The sequence below is a fragment of the Tatumella terrea genome, from assembly GCF_039523755.1.
In the GTDB taxonomy this organism is placed as follows: domain Bacteria; phylum Pseudomonadota; class Gammaproteobacteria; order Enterobacterales; family Enterobacteriaceae; genus Tatumella; species Tatumella terrea.
On sequence record NZ_BAAAFX010000011.1, the window covers coordinates 146,200 to 162,753 of the forward strand.

General features: G+C 52.3%; 18 protein-coding genes. 11 read left to right on the top strand and 7 right to left on the bottom strand.

Going from position 1 to position 16,554, the window contains the following annotated elements; genetic code table 11:
- Positions 1 to 25 precede the first annotated feature (25 nt).
- Complete coding sequence (locus ABD035_RS07370; protein WP_212713541.1) at positions 26 to 292, bottom strand: DUF2756 domain-containing protein; 267 nt, start codon at positions 290 to 292, stop codon at positions 26 to 28.
- Positions 293 to 715: 423 nt separating this feature from the next.
- Here ABD035_RS07370 and ABD035_RS07375 point away from each other — a divergent pair, with 423 nt between their 5' ends.
- The 4 genes from ABD035_RS07375 to gntU all read left to right on the top strand — a co-directional run bounded on the left by ABD035_RS07375 (position 716) and on the right by gntU (position 4,525).
- Positions 716 to 1,411, top strand: coding sequence for a pirin family protein (locus tag ABD035_RS07375; protein WP_343868959.1), 696 nt, complete (start codon positions 716 to 718; stop codon positions 1,409 to 1,411).
- A 113-nt stretch (positions 1,412 to 1,524) separates the two neighbouring features.
- Positions 1,525 to 2,520 carry a gluconate operon transcriptional repressor GntR gene (gene gntR, locus ABD035_RS07380; protein WP_343869015.1) on the top strand — a complete coding sequence of 332 codons (996 nt, stop codon included), beginning with the start codon at positions 1,525 to 1,527 and terminating at the stop codon, positions 2,518 to 2,520.
- 121 nt (positions 2,521 to 2,641) lie between these two features.
- Positions 2,642 to 3,172, top strand: a complete 531-nt coding sequence (gene gntK, locus ABD035_RS07385; RefSeq protein ID WP_212713539.1) for a gluconokinase — start codon at positions 2,642 to 2,644, stop codon at positions 3,170 to 3,172.
- 12 nt (positions 3,173 to 3,184) lie between these two features.
- Positions 3,185 to 4,525 carry a gluconate transporter gene (gene gntU / locus ABD035_RS07390; protein WP_343869017.1) on the top strand — a complete coding sequence of 447 codons (1,341 nt, stop codon included), beginning with the start codon at positions 3,185 to 3,187 and terminating at the stop codon, positions 4,523 to 4,525.
- A gap of 52 nt (positions 4,526 to 4,577) precedes the next feature.
- Here the strand turns inward: gntU and ABD035_RS07395 are convergent, their stop codons facing one another.
- The gene (locus tag ABD035_RS07395) at positions 4,578 to 5,177 is read right to left on the bottom strand and encodes a YhgN family NAAT transporter (protein ID WP_212713538.1); all 600 of its coding nucleotides are present in this window, start codon (positions 5,175 to 5,177) and stop codon (positions 4,578 to 4,580) included.
- Between the two features lie 293 nt (positions 5,178 to 5,470).
- Between ABD035_RS07395 and asd the strand changes: the two genes are divergently transcribed.
- Positions 5,471 to 6,580, top strand: coding sequence for an aspartate-semialdehyde dehydrogenase (gene asd, locus ABD035_RS07400; RefSeq protein ID WP_343868961.1), 1,110 nt, complete (start codon positions 5,471 to 5,473; stop codon positions 6,578 to 6,580).
- Positions 6,581 to 6,659: 79 nt separating this feature from the next.
- Here asd and glpD read toward each other — a convergent pair whose 3' ends face one another.
- Positions 6,660 to 8,186 carry a glycerol-3-phosphate dehydrogenase gene (gene glpD, locus ABD035_RS07405; RefSeq protein ID WP_343868963.1) on the bottom strand — a complete coding sequence of 509 codons (1,527 nt, stop codon included), beginning with the start codon at positions 8,184 to 8,186 and terminating at the stop codon, positions 6,660 to 6,662.
- A 230-nt stretch (positions 8,187 to 8,416) separates the two neighbouring features.
- Here glpD and glpE point away from each other — a divergent pair, with 230 nt between their 5' ends.
- Genes glpE through ABD035_RS07420 form a run of 3 tightly spaced genes read left to right on the top strand, consistent with a single transcriptional unit; the run spans position 8,417 to position 10,407 of the window.
- Positions 8,417 to 8,749 carry a thiosulfate sulfurtransferase GlpE gene (glpE, locus tag ABD035_RS07410; protein WP_212713535.1) on the top strand — a complete coding sequence of 111 codons (333 nt, stop codon included), beginning with the start codon at positions 8,417 to 8,419 and terminating at the stop codon, positions 8,747 to 8,749.
- 22 nt (positions 8,750 to 8,771) lie between these two features.
- A complete protein-coding gene (gene glpG, locus ABD035_RS07415) occupies positions 8,772 to 9,605 on the top strand; it encodes a rhomboid family intramembrane serine protease GlpG (RefSeq protein WP_212713534.1) in 834 nt (277 codons plus the stop codon).
- A 43-nt stretch (positions 9,606 to 9,648) separates the two neighbouring features.
- On the top strand, positions 9,649 to 10,407 hold the full coding sequence (locus tag ABD035_RS07420) for a DeoR/GlpR family transcriptional regulator (protein WP_212713533.1): 759 nt from the start codon (positions 9,649 to 9,651) through the stop codon (positions 10,405 to 10,407).
- 43 nt (positions 10,408 to 10,450) lie between these two features.
- Here ABD035_RS07420 and nfuA read toward each other — a convergent pair whose 3' ends face one another.
- Positions 10,451 to 11,026, bottom strand: a complete 576-nt coding sequence (gene nfuA / locus ABD035_RS07425) for a Fe-S biogenesis protein NfuA (RefSeq protein ID WP_025901508.1) — start codon at positions 11,024 to 11,026, stop codon at positions 10,451 to 10,453.
- Positions 11,027 to 11,083: 57 nt separating this feature from the next.
- Entirely contained in the window at positions 11,084 to 11,767 is a 684-nt protein-coding gene (gntX, locus tag ABD035_RS07430) for a DNA utilization protein GntX (RefSeq protein ID WP_343868966.1), read from the bottom strand.
- A 31-nt stretch (positions 11,768 to 11,798) separates the two neighbouring features.
- Here gntX and bioH point away from each other — a divergent pair, with 31 nt between their 5' ends.
- The 3 genes from bioH (at position 11,799) to ABD035_RS07445 (ending at position 13,470) form a co-directional block, all read left to right on the top strand.
- The gene (gene bioH, locus ABD035_RS07435; RefSeq protein WP_343869019.1) at positions 11,799 to 12,569 is read left to right on the top strand and encodes a pimeloyl-ACP methyl ester esterase BioH; all 771 of its coding nucleotides are present in this window, start codon (positions 11,799 to 11,801) and stop codon (positions 12,567 to 12,569) included.
- Positions 12,570 to 12,731: 162 nt separating this feature from the next.
- On the top strand, positions 12,732 to 13,001 hold the full coding sequence (locus tag ABD035_RS07440; protein ID WP_212713531.1) for a YdgH/BhsA/McbA family protein: 270 nt from the start codon (positions 12,732 to 12,734) through the stop codon (positions 12,999 to 13,001).
- Between the two features lie 172 nt (positions 13,002 to 13,173).
- Positions 13,174 to 13,470 (top strand): putative quinol monooxygenase, encoded by a 297-nt coding sequence (locus ABD035_RS07445; RefSeq protein ID WP_343868969.1) that lies wholly within the window; start codon positions 13,174 to 13,176, stop codon positions 13,468 to 13,470.
- 38 nt (positions 13,471 to 13,508) lie between these two features.
- On the opposite strand, the gene ABD035_RS07450 is transcribed toward ABD035_RS07445, so the two are convergent.
- Together ABD035_RS07450 and greB are read right to left on the bottom strand one after the other, a co-directional pair.
- Positions 13,509 to 15,830 (bottom strand): Tex family protein, encoded by a 2,322-nt coding sequence (locus ABD035_RS07450; RefSeq protein WP_343869021.1) that lies wholly within the window; start codon positions 15,828 to 15,830, stop codon positions 13,509 to 13,511.
- A gap of 98 nt (positions 15,831 to 15,928) precedes the next feature.
- On the bottom strand, positions 15,929 to 16,408 hold the full coding sequence (greB, locus tag ABD035_RS07455; RefSeq protein WP_212713529.1) for a transcription elongation factor GreB: 480 nt from the start codon (positions 16,406 to 16,408) through the stop codon (positions 15,929 to 15,931).
- Positions 16,409 to 16,554: the final 146 nt, after the last annotated feature.

A 16,554-nucleotide genomic window follows, 5' to 3' on the forward strand; every position in this document is an offset into this window, starting at 1 on the left:
AGCGGGCGGGCGGCTCTCCGCGGCCTCAGGGTTGGGTACTGCTGAGTCGCTGTCTCGCCTGTGCCTGCTGCTGGCTGATAGTTTGCTGAATTTTTTGTGATTGTTGCTGCTGTTCGTTCTGCAGTTTCAACTGTTCCGTTTTTTGCTGCATTTCCATCTGGTCCTGCATCCTTTTCTGTGACGGATTATATACGGCCCCGGGTTGAGTAGGGTTTAACGGGTTACTGCTGATATCAGCGAAACTACTCAGCGGCAGAGCGAAGATCGTGATTAATAGCAGAGGCTTGAGCATGATGTTCTCCCTTCGGATAGCACATCGGAAAAGTATAGGTCTGCTTGTGCTATCGGGCAACGAACCGGCAGCGCGGGAGTGCGTTGGAGCGGCGGATTCCGTTAGGCCGTCGGTGTTTTTCAGCATAGTCTGATGAGACATAGAGATAAAAAGCAGAGATCCGGCTTTACAAATAGTAATGATAATGATTATTATTACCACATCTTCACCGGTCATCCTTTACGGACTTCCGGTGGAGAGACGACATTGCTCACATTGCTTCCGGTATTAATTTGCCAGCCTTCGGGGCTGGCTTTTTTTTTACCGCCATCCCGTCCCTCCGTCGCGGAATATCATTCACTTTTTTTGAACAGAGGCGTGAACTTTTTCAGCTATTTTTTCTGCGTGATCGGCGTCAGACTATAAAAAATTAAGGAGTCTGAGATGATTTATTTACGTAAAGCAGAAGATCGTGGTCACGCACACCATGGCTGGCTGAAGAGCTGGCATACCTTTTCTTTCGCCAACTATTATGACCCTGATTTTATGGGCTTTTCGGCCTTACGGGTCATTAATGAAGACATTATTGCCCCCGGTCAGGGATTCGGGACACATCCCCATAAAGATATGGAAATCCTGACCTATGTTCTTTCCGGAACGGTAGAACACCAGGACAGCATGGGCAATAAGGAGCAGATCCCGGCAGGGGAGTTCCAGATCATGAGTGCAGGTACGGGGGTCCGTCATTCGGAATATAATCCGAGCGCGACGGAGCCGTTACATCTTTATCAGATCTGGATTATGCCTCAGCGGGCCGGTGTTGAGCCGCGTTACGAGCAGAAACGTTTTGACGATCCCCGGGGCCGGCAATGGGTATTAACCCCGGATGGCCGGGAAGACTCATTAAAAGTCTGGCAGGATATGACCTTATCCCGCCAGGTCATCCCGGCTGGGGAGACACAGCATATTTCCCTGGAGAGCGGGCGAAATTACTGGGTTCAGGTGGTGAAAGGTAAACTTGCCATCAATGACCAGTCGCTGAAAGCCAGTGACGCACTTGCGCTGACAGAAGAGTCTGCTCTGACACTGCAGGCGGAAGAGGATACTGAAGTCCTTATCTTCGATTTGCCGCCGGTCTGATAAATCCCGATAAAAAGTTATGCCCTGTGAGCTGGATCGCTTACGGGGCATTTTTGTACCGGTGTTTAATGGTAAACTCAGCCTACTCCAGACGGGAATGAGTTCCTATGACCATGAAGAAAAAAAGGCCGGTACTTCAGGATGTTGCAGACAGACTGGGCGTCACTAAAATGACGGTCAGCCGCTTTTTACGTAATCCGGAACAAGTCTCTGAAGCATTAGGCCAGCGCATTGCTGTTGTGCTGGATGAGTTAGGGTATATCCCTAACCGGGTTCCGGAGATACTGTCGAATGCCACCAGCAAAGCGATTGCTGTATTACTTCCCTCACTGACCAATCATGTTTTTGCGGATGTCCTGAAAGGGATAGAAACCGTCAACGATGCCGCCGGTTATCAGACCCTGGTGGCTCATTTTGGTTACCAGGCCGAAAAAGAAGAACGACAGCTGCGTTCCCTGCTGGGCTGGAATGTCGATGGGGTGATCCTGACAGAAAGAACCCATACACCTGCCACTTTGCGAATGCTGGAAACGGCAGGGATTCCGGTGGTGGAAATTATGGACTCTGTGTCGCCCTGTCTGGATATGGCGGTGGGTTTTGATAACACAGAAGCCGCGCGGCAGATGGCAGAGACGCTCATCCGCCGTGGATACCGCTCAACGGTTTATCTGGGGGCCAGGCTCGATGAGCGCACTCTTCAGAAACAACAGGGATATCAGCGGGCGATGCAGGAAGCCGGCCTTGAACCACTTTCTGTTATGAGTGCAACACCTTCCTCGTTTACCACCGGGGCCATGTTACTGAAAGAAGCGCTGCAGAGATTTCCGCAGATGGATAGCCTGTGTTGTACCAATGATGATCTGGCGGTCGGGGCGATGTTTGAATGCCAGAGACTGGGGCTGAATGTACCAGAGCAGATTGCGATCACTGGTTTTCATGGGCATGACATTACCCGCGTGGTCTCGCCGGTACTGGCCACAGTCGTCACTCCGCGTAAGCAAATCGGAGAGGAAGCTTCAGCTATGATATTGCGACGACTCAGGGGAGAGGAGATCACTGAGCCTGTCCGTGATCTTGGTTTTAGGATTGAGACCGGGCGCAGTATTTAACCTGTTTTTATGATTCAGTTCACAGTTTGATGTTTTTAACACTTAATCTGTTGCCAGAAAATGAACGACTCATGACAATGTTTTGATTAATTGTTATCGGTAACATTAATCGGAGCGAACAATGTCTACACCCTCTTCAAAACATTATGTCTTTATTCTGATGGGCGTCTCAGGTAGCGGGAAATCGGTTGTTGCCAACAGGGTTGCACAAGAGTTGCAGACCGCCTTTCTGGATGGTGATTTTCTGCATCCCCGTGCCAATATACTGAAAATGGCTGATGGTCACCCGTTAGATGACAAGGACCGTCAGCCCTGGTTGCAGGCCATTAATGATGCAGCTTTTGCCATGCAACGGACTCAGGCTGTATCGTTAATAGTATGCTCCTCCCTGAAAAAAAGTTACCGGGATATCCTTCGTAAAGGTAACAGCAATCTGAAATTCATTTACCTGAAAGGGGACTTCGATACCATTGAATCCCGCCTCAAAGCCCGTAAGGGACATTTCTTTAAACCCTCTATGCTGGTGACCCAGTTCTCGACGCTGGAAGAACCTGGTGCGGAAGAGACCGATGTTGTGGCGGTGGATATCCGGCAGTCCATTGATGAGGTGGTTTCGGCGACCGTCGGAGCGATTAAAGACGCCATTAACTAAGGACTGGTAATGATGAGTACCGCAACACTTGTTCTTACGGCGGTGGGGTCAGTTCTTCTGTTGTTGCTGCTGGTGATGAAAGCACGTTTACATGCGTTTGTTGCCCTGATGCTGGTCTCGGTCGGCGCCGGGATCCTGTCGGGGATGCCGCTGGAAAAAATTACTGAAACTATGCAGCAGGGAATGGGCGGCACGTTAGGCTTTCTGGCTATTGTCGTGGCGCTGGGGGCCATGTTTGGCAAAATACTGCATGAAACCGGTGCTGTCGATCAGATAGCGATGCGTATGCTGAAAACCTTCGGTGAACAGCGTGCACACTATGCGATGGGCATTGCCGGGTTTATTTGCGCACTGCCATTGTTCTTTGAAGTGGCCGTCGTCCTGCTGATAAGTATTGCCTTTGCAGTGGGCAGGCGTACCGGCGGAAACCTGGTCAGACTGGTGATACCGTTGTTTGCAGGTGTTGCCGCAGCCGCAGCGTTTGTACTGCCAGGGCCAGCCCCGATGTTACTGGCAGCGCAGATGCATGCCGATTTTGGCTGGATGATCCTGTTGGGTCTCTGTGCGGCGATCCCGGGGATGCTGATTGCAGGCCCCTTGTTTGGCAGCGTTATTGCCCGTCATGTGCATTTTAGCTTGCCGGAAGAGAGTGCCCCGGCACCGGCAGATCAGCACACGTTGCCGTCATTTGGTTTCAGCCTGTCGCTGATCCTCTTCCCGCTGGTCCTGGTGGGCCTGAAAACGATCGGAACCCATTTTGTGGAGCCGGACTCCCGTCTTTATCACGTGCTGGAATTCGTTGGCCATCCCTTTATCGCAATTTTACTGGCGTGTCTGATCACTATTTACGGACTGGCGCGGCGTCAGGGAATGGATAAGTCCCGTGTGATGCAGATTTGTGGTGAAGCGCTGCAACCGGCGGGAATTATTCTGTTGGTGATCGGTGCCGGAGGGGTCTTTAAGCAGGTACTGGTGGATTCCGGGGTAGGCCCTGCGTTGGGTCATGCCATTGCCGGGGCTGGTATGCCGGTGGCTCTGGCTTGCTTTATTCTTGCCGGCGCGGTGCGGATTATTCAGGGGTCGGCAACGGTGGCCTGTCTGACCGCGGTGGGGTTGATTATGCCGGTGATCGGTCCTTTACATTACAACGGCGCACAACTGGCTGCGCTGTCCATCTGTATCGGGGGCGGGTCCATTATCTGCAGTCATGTAAATGATGCCGGATTCTGGCTGTTTGGTCGTTTTACCGGTGCCACCGAAGCAGAAACACTGAAGACCTGGACGCTGATGGAAACTATCCTGGGCACCACCGGGGGAATTATCGGCATGATAGCGTTTACGCTGTTAAGCTGATCAGGCGAGTGACGAATGAAGGCGCAGCAGTGCAGACTGCTGCGCCCGATATCTAGAGCTTAAGATAGGCCCGCACACCATCAAGAAACATCTGTGTGGCCAGCATAATCAGGATTAACCCCATCAGCCGTTCCAGCGCATTCACCCCTTTATCGCCCAGCAACCTCAGGAACACCCCCGAAAGTAATAAAATGGTCGAGGTAATCGCCCAGGCAAGCAGCAGAGACAGGACCAGCATCCCCAGAGATCCCGGGTATTGATGAGACATCAGCATCAAGGTGGCCAGTAATGAGGGGCCGGCGACCAGAGGGATCGCCAGGGGGACCAGAAAAGGTTCTTCACCCGCAGGTAATCCGTTACCGGATCCACTTTGCTCAGGTCCGGGGAAAATCATTTTTATCGCGATCAGAAATAAAATAACCCCCCCGGAAATCGACACGGTTTCTGTCCGCAGATTCAGGAAGGCCAGAATTTTTTCCCCGGTAAATAAAAACAGCAGCATGATAACCAAAGCGATTAACAGTTCGCGGATCATCACGACCCGCCGCCGGCGCGGCTCGAGATGTCGGAGTACTGACATGAAAATGGGTAAATTACCCAGCGGATCCATGATCAATAAAAGGAGTACGGTAACGGAAATCATCTCTGTCATGAGGGCAGTCTTATCCTTTGGTCAGCGCTGATATTAGTTCAATGATTAAAAAAGCCTGGCGTATCGAATTTATTTACTTGCCAGCGCGTGTGCATTTTGTAGAGTTGGGGGTCATAGGTAAATCTGATTATTACATGCAGGCCGGCTGAGGTGATGGAAAAGATTTATTTCATCAGAGATCAGTTCCGGAGCGGGATATTATTTCTGCAGATCGTATAATCTCACGATCGGTTGTCAAGGTTCCTGACAATGCGGCGTAAAAGAACTCAGAATACAGGATAAGCAGGCACAAGATGAAAAATGTAGGTTTTATTGGCTGGCGCGGCATGGTGGGTTCCGTACTGATGTCCAGAATGAGTGAAGAGCGTGATTTTGATGCGATCAATCCGGTCTTCTTTTCTACCTCTCAGCATGGGCAACCGGCACCGGCTTTCGGTGATCGTCAGAATGGCGTACTTCAGGATGCCAGTGATATTGAAGCGCTGCGTGCGCTGGATATTATTATTACCTGTCAGGGCGGCGATTATACCAGCGATATCTATCCGAAGCTGCGGGCATCAGGCTGGCAGGGGTACTGGATTGATGCAGCGTCCACCTTACGTATGGAAGACGATGCCATCATTATTCTCGACCCGGTGAACCAGCATGTCATCCAGCGTGGATTAGAAAACGGTATCAAGACCTTTGTCGGCGGGAACTGTACCGTCAGTCTGATGCTGATGTCACTGGGCGGGCTGTTCGCCCATGATCTGGTTGAGTGGGCCTCTGTGGCGACTTATCAGGCAGCTTCCGGCGGCGGTGCCCGTCATATGCGTGAATTGCTCACTCAGATGGGCATGCTGCATGACCATGTTGCCAAAGAACTGCAAAACCCGGCGTCCGCCATTCTGGATATTGAGCGTAAAGTTACTGAGCTGACGCGTTCAGGCACCTTACCCAGCGATAACTTCGGTGTTCCTCTGGCCGGCAGCCTGATCCCCTGGATCGATAAACAACTGGACAACGGTCAAAGCCGTGAAGAGTGGAAGGGGCAGGCAGAGACTAATAAAATTCTGTCGACATCCGCGACGATCCCGGTTGACGGGCTTTGTGTCCGTGTCGGTGCACTGCGTTGCCATAGCCAGGCATTCACCCTGAAAATGAAGAAAGATATTTCTCTGCCGGAGATCGAATCATTGCTGGCCAGTCATAATGAGTGGGTGAAGGTGGTTCCTAATGATCGTGAATTGTCTATGCGTGAACTGACACCGGCAGCGGTCACCGGGACGCTGACCACGCCGGTCGGGCGGTTACGTAAACTGAATATGGGGCCGGAATATCTGTCGGCCTTTACCGTGGGTGACCAGTTACTCTGGGGCGCGGCCGAGCCTCTCAGAAGAATGTTGCGTCAGTTAGCAGGCTAAGAAAGAGTGGCTCTCTGACAGAGCGCAGGAAAAAAGAAGGCGACCACCAGGCCGCCTTCTTTTGTTTTCTGTCTGAAGATTACAGCCCGGCCACCGGTAACGATGCGGGAAGTACAGAAGAGACGTTATACCGGGTCTTCAGCCACTCAGCGACCCGGGCCTGTTGTTCCTCTGTCAGCCACATTCCCTGTTTTGTCCGGCGCCAGAGCGCATCCTGTGCCTCGTGAACCCATTCGTGGTCGGCAAGATAGCGCAGTTCTGCCTCATAAAATTCATGACCGAAGTTTTCACCCAAATCCTCCAGGCGTTGTGCATCACCCAGAACCTTTTCCGTATTACTGCCATAGGTCCGGGCATAGTGCATAGCCATATTCGCGGTGATAAACGGATAGCGGCGGCGCAGGCTGGCGGCAAAGTCTTCACGGCTGCCGGAAAAATGCCCGCCGGGCAGCACACTTTCTTTGGTCCAGGCCGGTCCGGCCTTCGGATAATATTTCGCCAGCTTTTCCATCGCATGCTCAGCCAGTTTGCGGTATGTTGTCAGCTTGCCACCAAACACCGACAATAAGGGTGCCTTGCCATGCTCATCATGCACATCCAGCGTGTAATCGCGGGTGATTGCCTGAGGGGAGTCTGACTCATCGTCACATAACGGCCGGACACCGGAATAGGTCCAGACAATATCCTCGCGCGTCAGGTTATGGCGGAAATGGTCATTGAAGACCTTAAGCAGGTAATCCGTTTCGTTATCATCAATTTTCACATCTTTCGGATCGCCATGATATTCGACGTCGGTCGTGCCGATAATCGAAAACTCATTCATCCACGGGATCACGAACACGATGCGGTGATCCTCATTTTGCAGGATATAGGCTTCTTTCCCCTGGTGGACCCGGGGGACCACGATATGACTGCCCTTGATTAACCGGATCCCGTAAGGCGATTTGAGCGCCAGACCGTTATCGAAGAATTCTTTCACCCATGGACCGGCAGCATTCACCAGACCTTTTGCCTGCCAGCGGAAGTGTTCCCCGCTGTCACTGTCCACGGCTTCGACGATCCATAAACCGTTTTCACGCCATGCGCGGGTCACCCGGGTACGGGTTCTGACTTCTCCCCCGTGGCTGACGACAGCCTGGGCATTCGCGACGACCATACGGGCATCATCCACCCAACAGTCTGAGTATTCAAAGCCACGATTAATTTCCGGTTTCAGTACCGAGTCTGCCCCGAAAGTGATCCCTTTACTGGCCGGCAGACTGGTCCGTTTCCCCAGATGATCATACAGAAATAATCCCGTACGGATCATCCACGCCGGGCGAAGGTGCGGGCGGTGCGGCAGACGGAAACGCATAGGAAAGGCGAGGTGGGGAGCCATTTTGAGTAAGACTTCCCGTTCGGCCAGCGCTTCACTGACCAGACGGAATTCATAATGTTCCAGATAGCGTAAACCACCATGAATGAGTTTCGAACTTGCAGAGGACGTCGCACAGGCAAAGTCCCGGGCTTCCAGTATCAGTACTGATAAGCCACGTCCCGCAGCATCTGCCGCAATTCCGGCACCATTGATGCCACCACCGATGACGATCAGATCTTTGGTTTCCACGTGCTTTCCTCCGGTGTTCGGAATAATCAGTCAATGTTCGTTTGCGAACATTATCATAGGCGAAAACAAACATTGATGCCAATATTTAACCTTATGAAAACATTTTAGCGTGATACAGATAACAAAACCGGATGACAATACAGCTGAAGCACGTGATTTATCGGATTATCGGGAGAACAAAGATCAGGTTACAATGTGCGGCTGTAAGCTGATTGATTAGAGAGAGTGATATGGAAACCTACGAGTGCATTAACGTTCTGCAGGCAATGGAGAAGTTACAACAGGGCGCTATCCTGGTTGATATTCGCGACCCGCAAAGTTTTGAAGCGGCACATGTTGCTGAGGCTTTCCATCTGACCAACGGAACTCTCAACAATTTTATGACAGAAGCGGAGTTTGACCAGCCGGTATTGGTACTTTGCTATCACGGCAACAGCAGTAAAGGTGCGGCTCAATATCTTATTAATCAGGGGTTTGATCAGGTCTATAGTGTTGACGGCGGGTTTGATGCCTGGCGGACGGCGTTTCCTGCGCAAATCCGCACCGATAACAGTCAGGGATAATGTCCGGTACCGGGGATAGGTCATGAAATGTATTACGCAGTTTACGAACCCGCGAATGGCCCAGGCGTTTGTGGATTATATGGCAACCCGCGGCGTCAGGTTGCATATTGAACAGCAGCAAAACAGTTACCAGCTCTGGCTGGACGATGAAGATCAGCTGACATTAACGGAAAGTGAACTCAGTCAGTTTATGCGCGATCCCAATCATCCCCGCTATCAGGCCGCGAGCTGGAAAAGCGGGACGACACGGCTACGTATGGAATACCCGCGGGGGCAGTTTCTGACCAACCTCCGTGAACGGGCCGGTCCGCTGACGATGAGTGTGATGATGATCTGCATCGTCGTGTTTGTTCTGATGCAGATTGTCGGTGATGAAACGGTCTTAAGCTGGCTGTCCTGGCCTGACGGGTCGGGGCAATATTTCCAGGTCTGGCGCTGGGTCAGCCATATATTCCTTCACTTTTCTTTGCTGCACATCGTCTTTAACCTGCTCTGGTGGTGGTATCTGGGCGGCGCGGTTGAGAAACGGCTGGGTAGCGGAAAATTGTTTGTGATCACCGTAATTTCAGCCTTACTGAGTGGCTGGATGCAAGCCAAATTCAGCGGGATCTGGTTCGGCGGTCTCTCCGGTGTGGTCTATGCACTGATGGGATATTGCTGGTTACGGGGCGAAAGAGACCCGCAGAGCGGAGTGTATCTGGAACGCGGATTAATTGTGTTCTCTATAGTGTGGCTGGTTGTCGGGTATTATGGGCTGTTCGGGATGGATATCGCCAATATGGCGCACTTCACGGGATTACTGGTGGGGCTGGCGATGGCGTTTGCCGATACTCAGTCCGCCAGAAAGCAGCGTTGATGATGAAGACAGAGGTCAGGGAAATCCTGCACAGGAGGGTAGAGTGAAGCAGACTCAGCGGCACGATGTCATTATTGAACTGGTCAAACGACAGGGATATGTCAGCACTGAAGAGCTGGTGGAACATTTCTCGGTCAGCCCGCAGACAATCCGACGGGATCTGAATGATCTTGCAGAACAGAACCAGATCCAGCGACATCACGGTGGCGCGGCTTTACCCTCCAGCGCCGAGAATACGGCATGGCATGATCGCCGGATGATGTATTCCGAAGAAAAAGCCAGTATTGCCCGCAGTGTTGCCGCGCAGATCCCCGAAGGGTCGACGCTGTTTATCGATATCGGTACCACGCCTGAAGCGGTGGCTCATGCGTTACTGAACCACAAGCATCTGCAGGTTGTGACCAATAACCTGAATGTGGCGATGTTGCTGATGGCAAAACCGGAGTTCAGAGTCATTGTGGCCGGCGGAGATGTCCGTACTCGGGATGGCGGGATCATCGGTGAAGCAACGATGGACTTTATCTCTCAGTTCCGGCTGGACTATGGCATTCTGGGGATCAGCGGTATTGATATGGATGGAACGTTACTGGAATTCGATTACCATGAGGTCAGGACGAAGCGTGCGATCATTGAAAATTCACGGAATGTCATCCTGGTCACCGACCATTCAAAATTTGGCCGGAATGCGATGGTGAATCTGGGGAATATCAGTATGCTGGACAGCCTGTACACGGACCGTAAGCCGCCGGAAGAACTACTCAGTGTTATCCGGCAGCATGATGTGCAGCTGGTGCTGTGCTGAGCGATTGAAATATCCACCGTTACCAAACGGTGGATAACACTTATCAGTAGTAAGAGTGTTCGCCTGGCTGGTGCTCGGTAAGGTCACGCACCCCTTTCAGTTCCGGGAAAGCGGCCAGCATCTCTTTTTCGATCCCTTCTTTCAGGGTGACATCTACCATGGAGCAGCCGTTGCATCCGCCACCGAACTGCAAAATCGCATAGCCGTCTTCGGTAATTTCCATCAGAGAGACTTTACCGCCGTGGCTGGCAAGCTGCGGGTTAATCTGTGCCTGTAACAGATACTCAACCCGATCAATCAACGGAGCATCATCTGCGACTTTACGCATTTTGGCATTTGGCGCTTTCAGCGTGAGCTGTGAACCCAGGTTATCTGTCACGAAGTCGATTTCAGCATCCTCAAGATAAGGTGCACTCAGTTCATCGACATACGCGGTCAGGCGCTCATAGTTAAGCTCTGTATCGGTACTTTCCACCGCATCGGGTGGGCAATAGGAAACACCACACTCTGCACTGGGCGTCCCCGGATTGATCACGAAAACACGAATCTGGGTGCCTTCTTCCTGTTTAGCGAGCAGTTTCGAAAAATGCTCCTGGGCAGTGTCAGTAATACGGATCATAGTATGGCTCAATAGTTGACTGAAACAGTGGGTAATAATACGCCCATCACCGTGACTCTACAAGGTGCGGCACAGGCACCAGACCTGCACACTGGCTGCCCCTGCACGGGTGAGCAATTGTGATATTTCACCTGCCGTGCTACCGGTGGTGACAACATCATCCACCAGCGCCACATGCTGTCCGGAAAAGCTGAATTCCGTGGCAAAGGCATGGCGCAGATTACGCTTTCTTTGCTGAATACTTAGCCGGTGTTGTAATGCCGTTTTCCGGGTACGGGTCAGTGCTTCCGGTGCATAATCGCAGGATAGCCAATGGGCTAAAGGTTGCGCGAGCAAGGCGGACTGATTAAATCCCCGTTGCCACCGCCGGTGCTTATTCAACGGCGAGCACACCACAATGTCCGGCTTTCTCAGACCACAGCTTCTGTGCTGCTGTAACCAGCTTAGCAAAATCAGTCTGGCAAACATCACCTGCAGTGCGGTACACCCTGAAAATTTAAACTTATGCAGTAACCGGCTGAGCGGCGGAAGATAATCACTGACACAGACCAGCCGGTGCCACGGCGGGGGATTGAGTAAACAGCGACCACAGGCGCCCGTATCCGGTGCCGCAGGCAAACCGCAGCGGTAGCACAGCGACGGGAGTGCGGGCAACCGGCGCTGGCAGGGACTGCAAATCCCGCGTTCCGGCGAGCACACGGGCAACTGGCATAGCCAGCAATTACCTTTTAATGTGAACATGTTAACCTCTCACTTTTAACCGGAGTACTTCATCATGTCGCTTTACTGGCACCGTTGCGGAGAAGGAAAAACGGATCTTGTGTTATTGCACGGCTGGGGTTTGAATGCCGAAGTATGGTCTGGTATCACAGAGAGATTAAGGCCCCATTTCCGTTTACATCTCGTCGACCTGCCTGGCTATGGTCGCAGTCAGGGTTATTCTGCGATGACGCTGGAGGAGATGGCCGGGGTATTACGGCCACATTTACCCGAAGATGCGATTATTGCTGGCTGGTCATTAGGTGGCCTGGTGGCGACCCGGCTGGTACAGACAGCACGACAGAAAGTGCGCGGGTTGATAACCCTCGCTTCCTCACCCTGTTTCAGTGAACGGGAGCAGTGGCCGGGGATTAAACCGACCGTGCTTGAGGGCTTCAGACAGCAACTCAGTCAGCATTTTGAAAAAACGGTCGAACGGTTTATGGCGCTACAGACGTTGGGAACCGGTACAGCCAGACAGGATGCCCGGCAACTCCGAGACGTCATTCTTTCGCAGCCGTTACCGCAAGCCGATGTGCTTAACGGAGGGCTGTCTATTCTGCAATCCGCAGACCTGCGTGGCGAACTGTCCGCACTGAAGGTGCCGGTGCTGCGCATTTACGGGGCACTGGATGCGCTGGTGCCGGTAGCGATAGTGCCTGAGGTGGACCAGTATACCGGACACGGACAGTCACTGATCATTCCTAAGGCCGGACACGCACCTTTCATTTCTCATCCTGACCTCTTTTGCCAGCAGGTGCTGGATTTTTCATCTGATTTGTAAAAATTTGACCTTGTGCATTGCCTGTTTTTTAAACATTCGCGCATACTTTGGTCGGACAACATCCTTACCTCTGTTGTCGGACGGCCCCTGACATTTTCTCCCGTGTCAGGGGTTGCCTGTTTTTACGCATTTTATAAAATCATAAAATAAGAGGCTTACCCTATGAATATGTTGAAGTTTGCAGTAACTGCGTTCGTCGCGGGTACCGTGTCTTTTTCTGCATTGGCGGCAGAAGAGGTTACGAAAGCGGAAGTCAGCCGCCAGCATCTGGAAAAAATAGGCACGGTGACCACCACCTCGAAAGCCACTGCTCCGATAGATGCCAAAGCTGAGCTGTCCAGACTGGCTGATGAAAAGGGAGGGCGCTACTTCAGGGTGATTGCCGGACGTGAGCATGGCCGTATCAGTGCCACGGCAGAAGTCTATAAGTAATCTGTTTTGCACAGGCTGCCTTCGGGCGGTCTGTGCTGCACCATTTATCTTCTGATGCGGACAGGCTGGCCTCAGGGTGTATTTTTCCTGCCTGCAGTTGCATACTTTCAGACAGATTCAATGTCTGCCGGCCGTTTGCCGGGATCCCGTATTAACCATCAGAAGGTCAGATATGAGCCAGGTCATAACAGTTATTGCATCAATTACCGCAACACCAGGTGAAGAGAAAGTGGTTGCTGAAGCCTTAAAAACGGCTGAGAGAGAAGTGCAGGGTGAGCCCGGGTGTGAATCTTATGTACTCCATCAAAATATCAGTCAGCCGCAGCAATTTATTATGCTCGAGCGCTGGAGCTCACGTCAGCACCTGGATGAACATGAGAAAGCCCCGGCATTTCAGAAGCTGGCAGCAGCGCTGAATAACCGTGCCTCGCTGGACGTTGTTCTTTCGCAGGAAGTCAGTGCGGACTGAATTGCGGAAAAAAGCTCCCGGGACGGGAGCTTTTCAGATTAGCGTTTTTTGCCAAACGCAGCGGCCAGAGCATCTTCCATTGCGCTGTTGCCTGTGGCTTTAGGTCGTGTTTTACCGGCATTCTGGCGGGCTGCAGGGCGTGGCTGACCGGCGGGTGCGGCACTGCCTCCCGGTCTGCGTGTTTCGCCTGCTTGCTCATCCAGACGCATTGTCAGGGCGATACGCTTACGTTGCAGGTCGATATCTATGACCTTAACCTTGACGATATCTCCGGCCTTCACGACCTTGTGCGGGTCGTCGACAAATTTATCCGACAGGGACGAGATATGTACCAGACCGTCCTGGTGAACGCCGATATCCACAAAAGCCCCGAAGTTAGTCACATTCGTGACCGAGCCTTCCAGTACCATCCCCGGCAGTAAGTCTGCCATCGTATCGATACCTTCGGCAAAAGTCGCTGTTTTGAATTCAGGACGGGGATCCCGGCCCGGTTTTTCAAGCTCTTTCAGGATATCGTTGACGGTCGGTAACCCGAAGCGCTCATCGGTAAACTCTGAAGGTTTCAGGGCATGAACCGCCTGGCTGTTACCCATTAATTCTTGCAGGCTCTGTGCGGTTGCCTGCAAAATGCGCTCAACCACCGGATAGGCTTCCGGGTGAACGGTGGAGGCATCCAGCGCGTTTTCACCCTGGCTGATCCGCAAAAATCCGGCACACTGTTCAAAGGCTTTTGGCCCCAGACGGCTGACTTTCAGTAACTGCTTACGGTTTATGAAACGACCATTTTCATCCCGCCAGTCGACAATATTCTGTGCCATCATCCGGCTCAGCCCGGCAACCCGGGTTAGCAGGGGAACGGATGCCGTATTCAGGTCAACACCGACGGCGTTAACACAGTCTTCTACCACAGCATCCAGTTTTTTCGCCAGCTGACTCTGACTGACATCATGCTGATACTGCCCGACCCCGATGGATTTAGGCTCAATCTTCACCAGCTCAGCTAACGGGTCCTGTAAGCGGCGGGCAATGGAAACCGCGCCACGCAGCGACACATCCAGATCAGGGAACTCAAGGGCGGCCAGTTCAGAAGCAGAGTACACTGAAGCGCCTGCTTCGCTGACGATCACCTTCTGAGCCGTAACCTGCGGATACTGTTTCTGCAGTTCGAGGAAGAATCGTTCGGTCTCGCGGGAGGCAGTACCATTACCTATCGCGACCAGTTCAACCTGATAGCGGGTACATAACGCGGCCACACTGGCTGCGGCTTTGGCCGCCTGACCGGTGTGCGGATAGACCGTATCGGTCGCGACCAGTTTACCGGTGGCATCGACAACGGCGACTTTTACGCCGGTACGCAGGCCGGGATCGAGACCCATGGTCGGGCGCATACCCGCCGGTGCGGCCATCAGCAGATCATTCAGGTTACGGGCAAAGACATTGATCGCTTCATCTTCAGCGCGCTCTCTGAGTGTTCCCATCAGTTCGGTTTCCAGATGCAGCAGGATTTTGATCCGCCATGTCCAGCTGATGACGGCTTTTCTCCAGCGGTCCGCTGCCGCATTATTGAAAATGACCTGCAGATGTTCTGCTATCAGTGTCTCGCCATAACTTTCCCGCGGTGGTTCATCGCTTTGCGGATCCGGGTTCAGAGAAAGCTGCAGGATACCTTCGTTACGCCCGCGGAACATAGCCAGCGCGCGGTGAGAAGGGATTGATGACAACAGTTCGTGGTGACCAAAGTAGTCGCGAAATTTCGCGCCTTCTTCTTCCTTGCCTTCCACGACTTTTGACACCAGATGAGCATTCTTAGACAGATAATGACGTACTTTCGCCAGCAGAACGGCATCTTCCGCAAACTTTTCCATCAGTATATAACGGGCGCCGTCCAGCGCTGCGCGGGTATCCGCGATACCTTTATCTGCATCAACATAAGACTGCGCCGCACTCTCAGGGTCCTGATCCGGCTGCTGCCATAACAGGGTCGCGAGGGGTTCCAGACCGGCTTCAATGGCTATCTGTCCACGGGTGCGGCGCTTCGGTTTATAAGGGAGATAGAGATCTTCGAGTTCCGTCTTACTCAGGGTGGTGTTCAGCGCATCGGAAAGCTCCGGTGTCAGCTTACCCTGTTCCTCAATGGAGCGGAGAATGGTCTGGCGGCGATCTTCGAGCTCACGGAGATAACTCAGCCTGGATTCTAACTGGCGTAGCTGTGTATCATCCAGCCCGCCCGTGACTTCTTTACGATAGCGTGCAATAAATGGCACGGTATTCCCTTCGTCCAACAGATGCACAGCAGAATTGACCTGCTCTGCACGCACCTGAAGTTCACCGGCAATAATTTGGCTTAGCGAATTTTTCATCTTTAGCATCAGATTTCTGCGAGGTTGGTTTCCAGCGGACAGTTATACGGACTGAGCCGTTAAAATGCCAGTAGCGCCGCTGCCTTTGGGCTATATTCCTAATCTGCGTCCGGGTACAGGATCTCGTTAATATACCAGGTGGCAATTCCGGCCGGTGTTTCTACCTGTGCGGCATCGCCGGCCTCTTTTTTAAGCAAGGCTCTGGCCATCGGAGAGTCGATCGAAATATAGTCTTTACGGCCAAAAATCTCGTCATAGCCCACAATGCGAAAAGATTTAATCTCACCGCGATCATTTTCGACCTCAACCTGTGCGCCAAAGAAGACTTTTCCCTGTTGCTGCGGGGAGTAATCGACAATACGTAACGCTTCCAGGCTTTTTCTCAGATACCGGACTCTGCGATCAATCTCTCTGAGCCGCTTTTTGTTATACTGATAATCGGCATTTTCACTGCGATCACCCAGGCTGGCAGCCCAGGTCACCTTTTTGGTGACTTCCGGACGTTCCTCGCGCCAAAGGTAGTCAAGTTCCTGTTTTAATTTGTTATAGCCTTCGCGTGTAATCAGTGGCGTTCTCATTCCGCTTCCCGTAACAGTCAATAAATGTCAGTCATTGTCAGTGTATGTCGCTTATACGGGTGTAAAAGTCCGGTTTATAGATTGGATAACCCGAAATTCACCGTACTGCGCGTAAAACAGCCATTATCATCCGTGATGAAATCCGG